This window comes from Desmonostoc muscorum LEGE 12446 (genome assembly GCF_015207005.2).
Lineage (GTDB): Bacteria > Cyanobacteriota > Cyanobacteriia > Cyanobacteriales > Nostocaceae > Nostoc > Nostoc muscorum.
Map to the genome: position 1 here is coordinate 568,565 of NZ_JADEXS020000001.1, position 14,278 is coordinate 582,842.

At 39.6% G+C, this 14,278-nt stretch carries 13 protein-coding genes; 3 read left to right on the top strand and 10 right to left on the bottom strand.

All coding sequences use genetic code 11. The features are described 5' to 3' along the window. Positions 1-17: 17 nt before the first annotated feature. The 8 genes from cas6 to IQ276_RS02465 all read right to left on the bottom strand — a co-directional run bounded on the left by cas6 (position 18) and on the right by IQ276_RS02465 (position 8,746). Complete coding sequence (gene cas6 / locus IQ276_RS02430) at positions 18-833, bottom strand: CRISPR-associated endoribonuclease Cas6 (RefSeq protein ID WP_193915848.1); 816 nt, start codon at positions 831-833, stop codon at positions 18-20. A gap of 73 nt (positions 834-906) precedes the next feature. Next, positions 907-3,183: a type I-D CRISPR-associated helicase Cas3' gene (cas3, locus tag IQ276_RS02435; protein WP_193915846.1), complete on the bottom strand. Its 2,277-nt coding sequence runs from the start codon at positions 3,181-3,183 to the stop codon at positions 907-909. Next, positions 3,176-3,934, bottom strand: a complete 759-nt coding sequence (gene cas5d / locus IQ276_RS02440) for a type I-D CRISPR-associated protein Cas5/Csc1 (RefSeq protein WP_193915843.1) — start codon at positions 3,932-3,934, stop codon at positions 3,176-3,178. Before cas5d ends, cas3 begins: the two co-directional genes overlap by 8 nt. Positions 3,935-3,937: 3 nt before the next feature. After that, on the bottom strand, positions 3,938-4,957 hold the full coding sequence (cas7d, locus tag IQ276_RS02445; RefSeq protein ID WP_190883998.1) for a type I-D CRISPR-associated protein Cas7/Csc2: 1,020 nt from the start codon (positions 4,955-4,957) through the stop codon (positions 3,938-3,940). A 17-nt stretch (positions 4,958-4,974) separates the two neighbouring features. Next, on the bottom strand, positions 4,975-7,671 hold the full coding sequence (locus tag IQ276_RS02450; RefSeq protein WP_193915841.1) for a CRISPR-associated protein Csc3: 2,697 nt from the start codon (positions 7,669-7,671) through the stop codon (positions 4,975-4,977). A 125-nt stretch (positions 7,672-7,796) separates the two neighbouring features. Further along, complete coding sequence (locus tag IQ276_RS02455; RefSeq protein ID WP_193915838.1) at positions 7,797-8,156, bottom strand: DUF5615 family PIN-like protein; 360 nt, start codon at positions 8,154-8,156, stop codon at positions 7,797-7,799. Then, a complete protein-coding gene (locus tag IQ276_RS02460; RefSeq protein WP_193915836.1) occupies positions 8,153-8,404 on the bottom strand; it encodes a DUF433 domain-containing protein in 252 nt (83 codons plus the stop codon). Before IQ276_RS02460 ends, IQ276_RS02455 begins: the two co-directional genes overlap by 4 nt. A gap of 159 nt (positions 8,405-8,563) precedes the next feature. Next, positions 8,564-8,746 carry a hypothetical protein gene (locus IQ276_RS02465; RefSeq protein WP_228042976.1) on the bottom strand — a complete coding sequence of 61 codons (183 nt, stop codon included), beginning with the start codon at positions 8,744-8,746 and terminating at the stop codon, positions 8,564-8,566. Between the two features lie 483 nt (positions 8,747-9,229). On the opposite strand from IQ276_RS02465, the gene IQ276_RS02470 reads away from it, so the two are divergent. Next, on the top strand, positions 9,230-10,093 hold the full coding sequence (locus IQ276_RS02470; protein ID WP_193915830.1) for a WCX domain-containing protein: 864 nt from the start codon (positions 9,230-9,232) through the stop codon (positions 10,091-10,093). A 164-nt stretch (positions 10,094-10,257) separates the two neighbouring features. Here the strand turns inward: IQ276_RS02470 and IQ276_RS02475 are convergent, their stop codons facing one another. Then, positions 10,258-10,788: a response regulator gene (locus tag IQ276_RS02475; RefSeq protein WP_193915827.1), complete on the bottom strand. Its 531-nt coding sequence runs from the start codon at positions 10,786-10,788 to the stop codon at positions 10,258-10,260. Between the two features lie 377 nt (positions 10,789-11,165). Next, a complete protein-coding gene (locus tag IQ276_RS40005; protein ID WP_255264295.1) occupies positions 11,166-11,291 on the bottom strand; it encodes a hypothetical protein in 126 nt (41 codons plus the stop codon). Positions 11,292-11,334: 43 nt separating this feature from the next. Here IQ276_RS40005 and IQ276_RS02480 point away from each other — a divergent pair, with 43 nt between their 5' ends. Both IQ276_RS02480 and IQ276_RS02485 read left to right on the top strand, forming a co-directional pair. After that, on the top strand, positions 11,335-13,677 hold the full coding sequence (locus IQ276_RS02480) for an ATP-binding protein (RefSeq protein WP_235115364.1): 2,343 nt from the start codon (positions 11,335-11,337) through the stop codon (positions 13,675-13,677). A 52-nt stretch (positions 13,678-13,729) separates the two neighbouring features. Further along, positions 13,730-14,203 carry a response regulator gene (locus tag IQ276_RS02485; protein WP_190884003.1) on the top strand — a complete coding sequence of 158 codons (474 nt, stop codon included), beginning with the start codon at positions 13,730-13,732 and terminating at the stop codon, positions 14,201-14,203. Positions 14,204-14,278 lie beyond the last annotated feature (75 nt).

Below are 14,278 nucleotides of genomic sequence, written 5' to 3' on the forward strand. Positions count from 1 at the left end.
TCTAAAATTCAAAATGGTTATACTCGCCGTACCATTCCCATTCCCATCGTTGTTTTACGCCCCAATCCTGCGTATAATGCAAAATTAGCTAAAGTATTAATTTGCTTAATTGCCAACGTTTCAACATCACCCAAAATCCGATAGCTAATATTGCCAACACAACCGATAAACTTACTTTCATAGTTACTGATAACTTCAGTATTAATGTCAAAAGCACTGGGATAAATTGATTCAATGGCAATACTAGAGATTTCAATGCCGCTGTATTTATTCCAACGACTCAAAAGGCTGTTGAACACAGATTCTTTGATGGGGAGGACATTATCATATGCACCTTGACGAAATGATATAGGTGTAGCGAAGGTGAAATTGAAAGTGCGATCGCTATCTGATGCTTGCTCATACAATTGTGTATAACTGCAAGCATTAGCCCAAGGTTGCGTAGATTGCGGAGTACCTTGAATACTGGTAATATGTAAGTTTGCAGAACCCAAATGCCAAGGGCGATCGGGGTTAAGATTTAGCCAAAGTCCGGTTAATTTACTAAACAAAGTGTCATCAAGTAGGGAAATACGCCACCAGCAGGGAGTACCAGCCGGAATAGGTTTTTGATGACTAAATTGCAACGTGTGATGTTGCTTGTGTTGTCGTTGTATTTGCAACGGCGAGAGAGTGAAGGCTTTATCTGCGTTGGAGGAGTGCAGATACTCTGCCAAGCTAGAATCAACAGAACTAATGAGAGTGAGAAATAGTGCGTGGTAGTGTCTCCCAGTGAGGAATTCCGGATAAATGGGAGATTGGGGAATGAGGTTCAGGACGAGGCTGTGAGGCATATTTTTGCAAACTGCTGTATAAATTAATTTCCAACAAATTCTCGCACCATTAGTGCGAGAATTTAATTAGTTATCACGCAATAAAAACCTCATCATCTGGGAGACGTAGCTGTTTAAACTTCATTGCCATTGTTAAGATTCCTGACAAACCTGCTAAAAATTCATATTTTTTTTCATCATCATCGCAAACAATAGTTATAGGATAGGAAACAATTCCTTGTTTATGTAATTGAAAGAGAGCAGCAGCATTAGTTCTAGAGCAAATAATTACTCCTGGTAATAGATATTTTGATAATGCCTGTAGTTCTGGTGTTGGTCGTATTGCTTCTCCAATACTGCGGATAACCCTACAATTTTTAAAAGCTGTTAACTTGTTCAGCTCTGTATTAACAAATTCTTGTCGGCTACCAGGATAACGCATTCTAAAGCTTAATTGATACGTTTCAGTGGCACGACTTATGATTTCGATAGAATTACCATTTTCAGCAAATTCGTAATAGCGCAATAGATGAAAAGGATCTAATTGGGTTTCTTGAGATTCATCTGTGACTAAATTATCCGGGTCAATAATTGGAAGATTTTCAAATAGACTATATCGAAAACTAAATAATGGGGCGTAGCTTTTACTAAAAACCTCAGCAAATTCTTGTAGTTCATTTAGTACCTCAGTATCTTGTTTAAACACATCTTCGTATGCGTCTAAAGTTGTACATCCGGTTCGTAAATCATCCCACTCTTCAGGAGATTTTACCTTGATAAAGGTTTTGACAAAAGCTTGACCTCCTTTAAGATATTTCCAGCCTGTTTTTAATTTATGTAAAGACTCTTGAGCGATGTTTTCAGCACCACGTAAAACTTTCATTCTATGACGATAGTCTTCCCAATTGCGTTTACCTTCCAAAACAGATTTTAAAGTCTCAAACAGTTTTGGAATTAATTCCGCACCTGGTAAATTTTCAAACGCTTCTTCCAGTTCTAACAAAGGACGTGCAATTTCTAGAGATGCTTCTGAACGCCAGTAAGCTGTTAAAAAAGGCTTATCCAAACAGGGAAGTTTATCAAGTACCTCTTTTAAGGCTGTACGTCCTCCAGCAATATCAAGAGAACTTAAGCCTTCTTCCCAAGCATCAGACGGTAAGTAAGCAATAGCTTCTGAATCAATATTAGTTTCAGATTTACCTAAAACACGCCCAACTCTACCAATTCTCTGCCAAAATGCGGCGCGATCGCGTGCCGAAAAAATCAACCAGTCTAAATTTTGTCGTCTTGGTTCAGGATGTCTTTCAAAGTTAAATCCTACATCTACAGTGCTAGTAGCTAAAATTATTTGACACTGCATAGCCCTTTGTCTATCTCGTTTAGGTGCAGGGCCAGTTATCCGTCCGACATAATCACTAAGTCCTTGGTGTCGCAGTAAATCTGATAGACGATTAATATTATCCAGAGAATCAAGAATTACAGCACCATTCTCATTTGGTCTTTCTCGAAAACGACTAACAACTTCTGCTGCTAGTTCTGCTAACCACTCTTCCTTACTTTCTGGTTTTGGTCTTAATTCTAAATGAACTGCTGTTTGTGATGGTAAAAGATTAGTATTACCTGATTCTCCATCAATTCTCGCTATCTTCACACCAGCCTGTTTTAAATTTTCCAATGCTAATTCACAAGCTCGTTCTGGTGTTGCTGTTAGTAATACTACTTTTCTTCCATTTTGAAAAAAGCGAAAAACATGAGAGTAAGCAAGATAAAACAGCATTCCTACAAGCTGTTTAGCATCGTAGAGATGAAATTCATCAAAAATGACTGTAGAAAATTTGGTGTAAAAACCAGCAGCAATATTACCTTTATCTAGCTGGTTATATGCAAAGAAAGTTGCATAGTAGAAAGTATCAGGATTTGTCACCAAGATAATTGGTGTATTTGCTCCCACATCATCAAAAACAGTAGCAGGATTTCGCAAAATATTATATAGTTTTTCTCCTGAACGCCTACCAACTTTATCGTTAGTCCAGTTTTTGACATCTTTAGCCGAAGCTGCTTTCACAATATGAGGTAAATTAGCATCACGCACAAACTGTTTTGCGGCTTCTGTTTGCTGTTCAATTAAAGCATTTGTGGGAGCAATGTAAATAGCACTTTTATTTTGTTGATGCTTTAATACTGTTAATCCTGCTTTAGTTTTACCTGTGCCAGTTGGTGCTAAATCAAGAATAATATCAGCATCCTTAGATTGTTCAAACACATCTAATTGATGTTGAAGTGCATTGCTGATGAAAGATATTTCATCTGGTGATGCACAAGCTGAAATACTACGTGGTTCTAATCTGATTACTAATTTTTGATTACTCATTGCTACTTTCTCTACCGCAAAAATGTAATCCTGCTGGTACAATCATTTCTCCAACCTGCCAAGCAGCACCGCGAAAACGCAGATTTTTAATGATGGGTGCAGGAGGAATAGAAATCAAATCGAAAGCTAAAGTCTCTATTTGCTGTGGTAAATCAGCAACATTGAGATAATTTTGAGTTTGATATTCACCTTCTGGTAGTAAAGTCACAGGAAATTCATTGACTACTTTGACTTTAACTTTACTCATGAATTTACCAACGCGAATATAAGCAGGTAATTGATGATTCCCAAATACCAAAGTTTGAAATTTATTACCGCGTTCAATCATCCGCAGTCGTCCAGTTTGGGGAAAATTACTTGGTCTAAATGAATTGGGTTTTTTCCCTTGGCGTTGTAATGGTAAATCTTCTCGCGCCGTCGCCACACGATTATTAGTCATTGCATACCAATAAGCATCAGAAAGAGCATTAAATCGTTCAAATCTGAATGTAACTCTGCCTATTGGTGAAGCTGGTAAGATATAAAAATCCTGTGCTATTGGTTGTAAATCTTCTTTGTAGGTTGGTCGTCCTGTAGCCTGACCTTGGAGGCGATAGGGGGAATTTACCCTACCTAAAGCATAGGTAAGAGCATAATTCCCAATTACCCCCTCAGTGTAATAGGTATCAGACAACTCCCTAGAGGCAAAAAAGACTGGTTCAAGACAGTATAATTCAACAAGTTTTGCCTGCTGAAAAGGAATTGTTGGCATAATCTAACTCTCTACTTCAACTGGTGTATTTTTGCCTTTACCTTTTGCCTTTTTCTTCTCAGCCGCAACCTGACGGAAAGGTTCATAGGATTTGCTTAAGCGTTTCAGAAAATTATCACGTTCTGCTTCTGACCAATGAGTTTCTACATCAGTAACTAAATTTGCTAATTCTGATTCAGATAATTGCAAAGATACCCCTCTCTTGTTTTGCCAATTTGCAATTACTCGTTTGCTAGCTGTAATTAATTGATTAATGTTCAGAGGATGTTCTAAAGGCTTTCCTAAAACATCATAGGTAGCTTGTACAAGTTCCAAAGAACTAGGAAGTTCGGTAATACTGCCAAACACACCTAATATTTGGTTTTCCATGCGTCCCACACGACTGGAAACAGCACCGTAACGACTGGTGAACAGAATATTTCCAATGATGTACCGCAGTTCATCAGCCGTGACATCTTTCAAGGTGACGACATCGAGAAAATGAACTCCTGGTTTGATATATTCGCTAGTGTTTAAAGCAGTGGAAGCGTTACCTTTTTCATCGCGCATTGTGCCATTTTCGTAGATGGCGTTAATTGTGCGATCGCCTACAACATCACTAGTAGGTAAAATACTAAAAGCGTCCTCAGTCCAAATGCGGCTTTTCTGTGCGCCACCCCCACCAGCAGCGAAACCATAGAGAAAACAATCTACGCACATTTCGCAAGGTGAATTAGTATTTAACGAACACAGAGAACCATCTTTAATGTTGGTATATAAAAGCTCATGCGCTCTTAAATGCTCTCGTCCATAGCGTCTTTCTGGTGCTACTTGTTTACGCTTAGTCATTACCAGACGCTGAATAATATTGTCATTGGTAACACCAGCTTGAACAAACTCGCTACACATCGGTTCCCCAGAACCTTCTGTGCGAAAGATAGTTTCAGAATGAGTTGTTCTTAAAACTACTAAAGTTATAAAACGTCCTTTTGGAAAATTTTCATAAGTGTTTGCTAGAACTGAAGAAAGATTTTGAATTGACATGATAAACTCCTAATTAATTACACAGTTGTAGTTATTTCGACTGAATTATCTTGAGATTGACTTTTTAACTGCTTACGTGCTTCTTCAAGAAAGAATAAATAAGCGGCTTCTAAAGTTTTTTGGTCAGACAATAACTTTTCTGGGCGTGCTGAATAAATTTCCTCATATAGCTTTCGTAAAACATCGTAATAACGCTTTACTTGCTCTAATTTTGTTGCACCTACACGATATTCACGATTTATTCGGTCTAAACGAATGTAATATTGTTGCACTAATGCTGCAAACATTAGTTCTAAATCGAAATAAGGTTTTTGAGTACGAATACTAGCAATAAAAGCAGTGAAAGGTTCTGTTTGAGCGGTGCGTTTAAAAGAACTTCCCTTAAGGTTTGCTTCTGCTGCAATTTGAGCAGCTTCTTTGAGATACTTAGTTAATAACGAATTTTCATCTGCCATAAAGCTCTCCATTAATGTATTTAAAGGCTCACAAATCCGACTCCAAATAACACTCAAATTCGGTTCATCTTGTTCTCGTAAAGTCCAACGCAGCAAAACATAATAAAGTTCAATTGGTCTGACAGAAGCACGAGCCAAATCATATAAACAATCATCGGCTTTTTGAATACTCGCCACAGATGTTGCTAGTTTGCCAATGCAGCGCAGTCTCTCAAGAATTTTTTCTGCATCTTGTCGCTGCTGATATTGTCCACTTCCCAGTAAAGATTGGAGTGCAGCAGGAATTCCTTCTACTCGCCCATAAACATCATCAAATAACTCCACTTCCAAGTTGCTGCTAATAGTAAAAGGAAAGCCAATATCTAAAGACAACGATATTTCTAAACCTAATCTCAGTGATTTTAGTAAAGCTAAAGAAGCATTAACATCTCCCCAAACTAAAGGAATGATAACTGTTGTATGCACAAACTCTGGACGCTTCGGTAATGCTGCACCAACTACTTTATTAGCTTTAAATTCAAGCTGGTTATCTCGATATAGCTGAAGTTCATCAACAGTGACAGTACCACCGTCTGCATTTGTCGCTGCAAGTTGTTGCAGAAGCTCACGCCAGATTCTTAATAATTCAGGTGCAGAACCTTTAGGTAATGCTAAGTGTAGATAAAGTGGGTCTTGGTTTTTAACCGCCGGAAAATTTGCTCCAACCGCCATCAATTGATAAGCTAAAGCTGCAATTGAATCTGCTTGTCTTTTAGGTTCTGCACTGATACCACCTGGTAAGCGGTTAGAAAAAGCTTGTACTTTTGTACCAGGAGGCATATTATCTGAAATTAGTTCATCTATATCACTAGAAGTAGAACCTAAAGAGCATCTTTGTCTAGGATTTGCTTCTACATAAGCATTTAAATCATTGACTCCATTTAAGCGAATAGCAAAAGGTAAATTTACCATTCTATTAACTGCTGCAACGATTTCCTCAGATACCTCTATTTCTTCTGAAGTTTGTGTAGTTTCTTTTCTCAGTTTAAAAGATTCTTTGAGAGCTTCTTTAATACCCTCAATTCCCTTAACAGCAGCCTTAGCAGCAAATAAAGGTCGCCCATATTGACCATTAAATGACTCAATTGCAATACGCTGTTGTTCAGAAATTCCAGTATGAACACCAATTTTATCCCAAACTTCTTTAGGGCTTAATCCAGCCTCACGGTAACTGAGATAAGCTGCTTTCAATCCCTCAGATATAGCAAATTCTTCTGAATTGCTTACAGGTATTAAACCAAGTTCAGCCGCTTTTTCTAGTGCTTCCGCACCAGCCGCATCACCCCACTTAGTTACATCTTTAGCAATCTTGTCTGATTTATAACTAGCTTTTTTCTTTTCTAAAAGAGCTTCTATATTTACTAAAACTTCTTCAATATTTTGCTGGATAGCTTGTTGAGTAACCTTAATCCCATCCTTAGTAGGTCTAACAAGTCTTTCGATATTATTCCCAAATACTTGGTCAATTTTACTTTGCCAAACAGCAGCGATTTCTTTTGTTAAATCTACATTGGGTAAAGCTTCACCTTCAAAAAGTTCGCCGTCAGGGAAAATTGCTAAAGAATGTAAGCCATACTTTTGTAAAACTTCTTCACAAGCACCCAATAACAGAGCTGTAATATAACCTTTATCTTCAGAAAGGCGCACTCTGAAAAGTTTGCAACTTCTATCAAAAGCAACGGTTAATTCTGTTTCGAGTTTGCGAAAGCGTTTTTCATCTGGAATTCCTAAATCAAACAAGTCCGCAGCAGTCAGCATCGCCGCCCAACGTTCAATATTTGGGTCTTCTGGTAAAAATCTCGCTCCATCGCTGACGTTGTGGCCTGAATGGCGTTCAATCAGCTTTCTGACTAATTCAAAGTCATCTTCTGTTACCACAAAAGATAATACACAAGCTTTTTCAAGCTGTTCTCTTAAAAAGTCCTTGTTCCTAGCTAAGGTTTTTACTTTTCGTTCTTGAGGATCTAATTTATTCAGGTCATGAACAGCCGTCGCAGCCAATAGTAAAGTTCGCTTATCTTCAGGTACTTCTGCCATTTGGCTGACTGTCAAAATAAATTGACACGCAGAGTCTAGATGTTCTGCAAGAGTTGTCCCTTTCCTCACTCCATACTGATGATGATGTGCATGATTTTCGTAAAGCTGGGGGCGAATTTCGCTGAAATAACGCTCCTCCAAGCTTTTAGGAGGGCGATTTAAAAGCCTATTGCGCTTGATCATATTGAAAGATATAAATTGTAAATAGATTTAATGTCAAACTCAGTTTCAGCAAGTGCTAAACAACCACCATAGTCTGTCTAGTTAATTTCTGGCGCCACTGCTACGAGTTTTTATTGAATGAATTTTCAAGCCCTATTTTCAGGTGGTCTAATTCTGACTCTACCTAATTCAGCAGTTACAATTGCACCAGAGAATAATTCGTTTCCGTAAAGCTGAAGTACCCGCAAACAAACTATTGATTGTTCTTTGGTTGAGAGATTAACTAAGCGCAAGATACCACAGTGAGCATTTCCCCGCAGAATTGCTAACTCTCCAAAATCTTTATCAAGGGTGACTAAAATCCTGCCTTCACGATAGGCGGTTGCTAAAATTTCCTCGTCACCTGGATCTTTTGGCCAGTCTCCAGACCAAACCACATCATACCCAGCCGTTTGTAAATCGGTACGCACCTTAGCATTAATGCAAGTATCTAGTAGTATTTTCACCTTGGAGATTCTATCAATAAAGGTTCAACTCGTTCATGACCAACTAACCTTCGTGCATAGATTAAACAGGCTTGTACATCTTCGCGTTCTAACCAGGGATAAGCTTCTAGCAAAGTTTCAATAGTATCTCCTACTGCTAACATTCCTAAAATATGTTCAACAGCTAGACGACGACCTCGAATGATTGGTTTACCGCCAAAGATTTGGGGGTTAAATGTGATTCTTTCTAGTAATGTTTGTTCGTTCATGGTTTATACGATGACCTCTAATACAAGGTTTACTGAAACAAATATTGGAGTCAAGGGAAATTCTGGACAGCAAATGCTCATGATGGTCTTTGACCTCACTAGCTGCTTTTTCAGGAAATGGGAGTAGCATAACTACCCCCGATAGGTGAGAAATACTGTTTATGCGATCGCTTTTGACTCTACTACTAGCCGCCACTCTCGTCGTTGGCCTTCAATACGACGATCTTCAAAGATATAACCTCGTTTTCTCAGAACATACATGGTTGCAGAGAATCGATGGCTAATTTTCTTGACAAGTTCCTCGGTAGAGTACCAGGAACCATCAGACATAAGCCGAAGCATACGATCTGGAAGATTGTCTTTCATCAGAAATCACCTCAATAGGTTTGCGCCGAAAAAGCCGTGTTAGTGCTAACCTATGAGATGCGACTCAACATAGGAGAACTGAAACAACTTTGTTCCGGTTCTCCTAAACATAACACATTCTTGTTTGTAGTAAAAAAGTGATAAACAGACAGATGAGAAGCCGATTTAAAAAAAATGTTCACCGAGATTTTTGAGATGTATACTAAAGAAGCCTTGAGACTCCACGCTAATCCCTACTAGGGATTGAAAATGTAGAAAAGATGTGATCAAGGCGTTAATAGAACTTCATAAATCCCTATGAGGGATTACAAGCCAGAGTATAGCTCTGGCTTTTTTAGTATCTGCCTAGCGAGTAACTAACATTGTGTTTTCTTGGTATTGAAATTCTTGATTAACTTAATATACATATAAAATAACTATAAATACTATTTTTGTCAATACTGTAATTACAAATTATAGATGCCGAGAAAAAAAGAAACGATTACACTGTCAATTCCGCCAGGAACCAAGGAGCAATTAGAAGCGATCGCCCGCAACCTCAACATATATTGGGGCAAAGAACCCAGTATTTCCGGCTTAATAGTGGCGATCGCTCAAAAATCAGTAGAACTTGGAAAGCCTTTCACGCTTGACTCAAACCAAGTTAATGCCTTGCAGCAAGCTATCAAAGCCCTCAGTGATGCAGGTCGTATTGGTGAAGCTCAAACTGTAATTACACTTTTACTGGAACGAGGAAATTTAGATGCAGCAATCCGCCAATCTTTACTCAAACAAGCAAGTAAACTCGTACAAGCATGGCGAAGTCAAATAGATGAATATAGGCAAAATCAACAGCCTTTTTACCTACTTTACGAAAATTCCCAAGGGCAAGAACTACAGTACACAGTACGTTATGCGGAACCGTGCTTCTTTGATAAACGCTTTTATTTAATGATTTGGTGTGAAGAAACAGAGGATGTAGAAAATTTGATTCCTGATTTGCGAGAACTTTGGCACAACCGCAATTTAACCTTCGATAAAATCCGCTCAATCGTACCCGCAAGCGGCGAATGGCGAGAGGGATTAGACTCTATAAAAGTGTACTTACACTTTCGAGGCTGGATGGTAAAGTCTTATCAACGTAGGGAAGATGACTTAGAAGACGAAATGATGGGGGATGTGCGTCAAGTAGTGCGACGGGTTGTCAACGAGTTTTGGCTGATTCGTGAAGTTGCACGGTATTGGGAAGATTGCGTGATTGTATCACCTGAGAGTTTGCGCGATCGCCTCAAACAAAAACTCTTTACCTTATGCGAATTGTATGATATCAAAACCAAGAGGTAAATCTTGTATGGAGGTGAAAAAATACAGAGTAATTTGATGTCAAAGTACTCATACTTGCAAAACTTAAAACTCTCTGTCAGCATTACAGGTTAGAAGTTTCTTTGTGAAAATAAGTGGGGAATGGGGACTTGGACATTTACCAAGGACAAATGAGAAATGAGAAATCACCTTTCCCCTAAACAGGAGTAATCGCCAAATAACGAAAAGTTTCTCTTACAAGAACGTCCCAATAGTTTTGCTACTTCTGTAATCAACTGTGTAGGATTGGAAGGCTTTTTCATATAACTTTGAAATCCACATGCAAGAGCCTGTTTATAAGCTCGATTTTCACCACGATCGCTAAAGGCGATCGCTGGAATTTCTCGAATTGGCGACGACGCAAGTGTTCGGATTTTTTTGATTAACAAATATCCAGAATTACCTGCCATATCAATGTCGCTAATTAAAAGATCCACTGTTACTTTTTTAACAATTTCAAATGCTTCTGAACCGCATGAAGCAGTAATTACACGAATTCCGTAAATTTTAAGAACACAGGTAATTAAAGCAATAATATCTTCATTGTCATCTACCAAAAGAATTGTCCTTCCTTTAAATATACCTGTATTTTTTCTCTCTTCTTGATGATGTAAATTATCAAAATTTATGCTTACTCTATCTTCAAGAGGATGTGCATCCTCAAAATTGTTTGACACGATGTACTAGCCTCCTGAGTTGGCTAATCAATGAGGGAGGAAGTCCTACAGGTAGCTAGCTGGGAACTAGCTGCCTAGTGGGCATGATTAGTGTTATCAACTTGATTAAATCAAGTTTTGTTGTCACTAGTCTTATTTCTTTAGATATATTAAATTTGCTTGTTTTTTGGCATTTAGTGTTTGTTTTGACTCATAGCCATATTCTCACCGGTTGGGTAGTATTTCTCTTATATTGTCATATTAGCTACAGCCAGTAAAAGTATTTATCAGATTTGAGATTTTGGATTAAAAGCCTTAGTTACAAAGCTGTTCGTCGCTATTTCAAACAATATTACTGGGACTCACGCATTGACAGGAAAGACCAAATATGGATGATTTTAAAACCACATCTGTTGTAGGGGCGCATAGCTATGCGCCCCTACTAGAACGAGAAGTGCTGTAAGCAGACTTAATATGCGATCGCCTTCACACTTATCGGCATATACTTTAAAGAAATGTGACATTTAATTGCGCTATTGTAAAAATCAGCTTTACATCAGTTGATTTATGAGCCAGTCTGAAGATACCAACGCCCAAGCCACTGCTCTGACTAACCACGATTCCAAACCTATTCATATACCTGGCTCTATTCAACCTCATGGCGTACTGTTAGCACTCAATACCCAGCTAGAGATAGTGCAAGTCAGCAACAATACCCAAGAATATTTGGGTAAAAAGCCAGAAGATTTGCTCAGTCAACCGCTGAGCTATTTGCTGGACGCTAGAAAAGTGGAAGCTGTTAAACAGTGCTTGGTGAAAAAAATTGGTATTTCTCATGCATTTAAAGTATTAATCAACACTTCAAATGGTGAACGATACTTTGATGCTATTGTTCATCGTACACAAGAGGCTGTGATTGTGGAGCTAGAACCGACAGACTCACAATCACAGTTGAGTTTTTTGGGCTTTCATGATTCGGCGGGTGAAGCGATCTCTAAAATGCAAAGCACATCCAATCTGATAGAATTTTTGCACATCGCAGCGGAAAAACTCCAAGAAATCATCGGTTTCGATCGGGTGATGGTCTATCAATTTGACGAGTCCGCAGCGGGTTCTGTGGTTGCAGAAGTCAAACGAGAAGATTTATCACCTTATTTAGGACTCCACTATCCCGCTACAGATATTCCAGCCCAAGCTAGGGAATTATACACACGCTGCTTTCTCCGCTTCATCCCCGATTTAACTGCTGAAGTAGTGAAGCTAGTTCCCACGGAAAATCCGACAACATATCAGCATCTTGACTTAAGCTACTGTATACTACGGAGTTTTGATCCGTGTTGTATTGAATATCATCAAAACATGGAAGTGACGGCTCTTTTGGTGATTTCGCTGATTCAAGATCAAAAGCTGTGGGGATTAATATCTTGCCATCATCAAACACCAAAGTATATTCCTTACGAAGTGCTGAAAATGTGCGAATTTTTGGGACAGATTGTTTCTTCAGAATTAGCGCACAAAATTAGTCACTCGGAATGGGACTATGAAGTAAAGCTCAAATCGCTACAGTCTGAGTTTCTCAAGTCGATTTCCCAGGCAGACAATTTTATCGATGCCCTAATTAAACCTGAAATCCGTTTGTTGGATCTCGTTAGCGCTTCAGGAGCAGCGATTTGCCTGGATAATGAAGTTACCCTTGTGGGAGCAACACCGAATATTCACCAGGTGCGGGCGCTGATTGAATGGGCGGATACCCAAGTTAATGACAACTTGTTTTCCACAGATTCTTTGCCAAAGCTTTACCCAGAGGCGCTGATATTTAAAGATACTGCTAGCGGCTTGTTGCTACTGCGGATTTCTCAAGTCCGGCGCTATTACATCCTTTGGTTTCGTCCTGAAGTTATCCAGACGGTAAACTGGGCGGGTAATCCCAAGGAATCCATTCAAGCCCAGGCAGATGGTAGCCTTACTGTATCTGTGCGGAAATCTTTTGCCGCTTGGCAAGAAACAGTGAGATTAACTTCTCTACCTTGGAGGGCGTGCGAACTTGAGAGTGCCCTGAGTCTGAGAAATGCGATCGTTGGTATTGTACTCTCGAAGGCCGATGAGTTAGCGAAAATTAATTTGGAGTTAGAACGCAGTAATCAAGAACTAGCCTCCTTTGCCTACGCTGCTTCCCATGACCTCAAGGAACCTTTGCGCGGCATTTATAACTTCTCAACGGTACTCTTAGAAGACTATGCCCAAATATTAGATGATGACGGAGTTGAGTGCTTGCAGACAGTAGTCTCCTTGTCTGTACGCATGGAAACACTGATTAATGCTTTGCTGCGACTCTCTCAGTTAGGACAAGCACAACTGCGAGAACAAGCAACCGACCTCAACGAATTGGTCGCCCAAGTGATTGAAGTCTTTGGTGCTAGTCGCCAAAACTCTGGGCTTATGGATGTTCGCATTCCTCGGCCTTTACCCATAATTCGGTGCGATCGCGTTCTTGTCAACGAAGTCTTCAGTAACCTCATTGGTAATGCCTTCAAATACAACGATAAAGCCGAAAAATGGGTTGAGATTGGCTACTTGGATGAGGGACTAGGGACTAGGGACTGGGGACTAGGGAAGAGTTTTCTTAACCCAATCCCCAATCCCCAATCCCCAATCCCCAATCCCCAATCCCCAATCCCCAATCCCCAATCCCCAATCTTTTATGTCCGCGATAACGGTATTGGAATTCCAGAACATCATCTAGAAACGATCTTTCGACTATTTAAGCGCCTCCACTCCCAGGAAAAATACGGCGGCGGTGCAGGTGCAGGACTAGCTATTGTTAAGAAAATTGTTGAGCTGCACAACGGTCAAATTTGGGTGGAATCTACCGTAGGCATTGGCTCGATATTCTATTTTACGCTCGAATAGTTTAAGATAGTGACCAAATATATATTTTTGTTAAGTTCTTTTAAGACCACGAATGACAAAAAAACTTCATGAACCTCTGCTTGTTGTTGAGGACAGCAATGAAGATTTTCGGATGCTACAACGTCTGATGCGGCGCATGTCCGTCCAAAACCCTATACATCGTTGTACTAATGGGGATGAGGTTTTAGAGTTCCTCTATCAACAAAAGAGGGATACCTACGACCAAGGTAAGGACTCATGCAACTCTCAAGTAGCATTACGACCCTCTGTGATCTTGCTCGATCTAAATTTGCCGGGTATTGATGGCCGTGACATCCTAGCTCGGCTCAAGCAAGACAAGAGTTTCAAGGAAATCCCCGTCGTTGTTTTTACCACGTCATCGAACCCGAAGGATATTGAATTGTGCTACCAAAAGGGCGCAAATGGATATCTAGTAAAGCCGATGGATGCTCAAGAACTAAAAAAGACGATTCAGGCTTTCGTGGACTATTGGCTTGAAGCGAATACGCCGCCCGTCTTGGATTAGTTTGTTTATTTTCTGCTGATGAGGCAGTAGGGACAAAGGGATAACAAAAAAGACGGCTTAGAGGGCACAGAGACA

Excerpts from the sequence above, each read along its gene's own strand:
- cas6 (WP_193915848.1), bottom strand. The coding sequence starts at position 833 with ATGCCTCACAGCCTCGTCCTGAACCTCATTCCCCAATCTCCCATTTAT.
- cas3 (WP_193915846.1), bottom strand. The coding sequence starts at position 3,183 with ATGAGTAATCAAAAATTAGTAATCAGATTAGAACCACGTAGTATTTCA.
- cas5d (WP_193915843.1), bottom strand. The coding sequence starts at position 3,934 with ATGCCAACAATTCCTTTTCAGCAGGCAAAACTTGTTGAATTATACTGT.
- cas7d (WP_190883998.1), bottom strand. The coding sequence starts at position 4,957 with ATGTCAATTCAAAATCTTTCTTCAGTTCTAGCAAACACTTATGAAAAT.
- IQ276_RS02450 (WP_193915841.1), bottom strand. The coding sequence starts at position 7,671 with ATGATCAAGCGCAATAGGCTTTTAAATCGCCCTCCTAAAAGCTTGGAG.
- IQ276_RS02460 (WP_193915836.1), bottom strand. The coding sequence starts at position 8,404 with ATGAACGAACAAACATTACTAGAAAGAATCACATTTAACCCCCAAATC.
- IQ276_RS02465 (WP_228042976.1), bottom strand. The coding sequence starts at position 8,746 with ATGCTTCGGCTTATGTCTGATGGTTCCTGGTACTCTACCGAGGAACTT.
- IQ276_RS02470 (WP_193915830.1), top strand. The coding sequence starts at position 9,230 with ATGCCGAGAAAAAAAGAAACGATTACACTGTCAATTCCGCCAGGAACC.
- IQ276_RS40005 (WP_255264295.1), bottom strand. The coding sequence starts at position 11,291 with ATGTCACATTTCTTTAAAGTATATGCCGATAAGTGTGAAGGCGATCGC.
- IQ276_RS02480 (WP_235115364.1), top strand. The coding sequence starts at position 11,335 with ATGAGCCAGTCTGAAGATACCAACGCCCAAGCCACTGCTCTGACTAAC.
- IQ276_RS02485 (WP_190884003.1), top strand. The coding sequence starts at position 13,730 with ATGACAAAAAAACTTCATGAACCTCTGCTTGTTGTTGAGGACAGCAAT.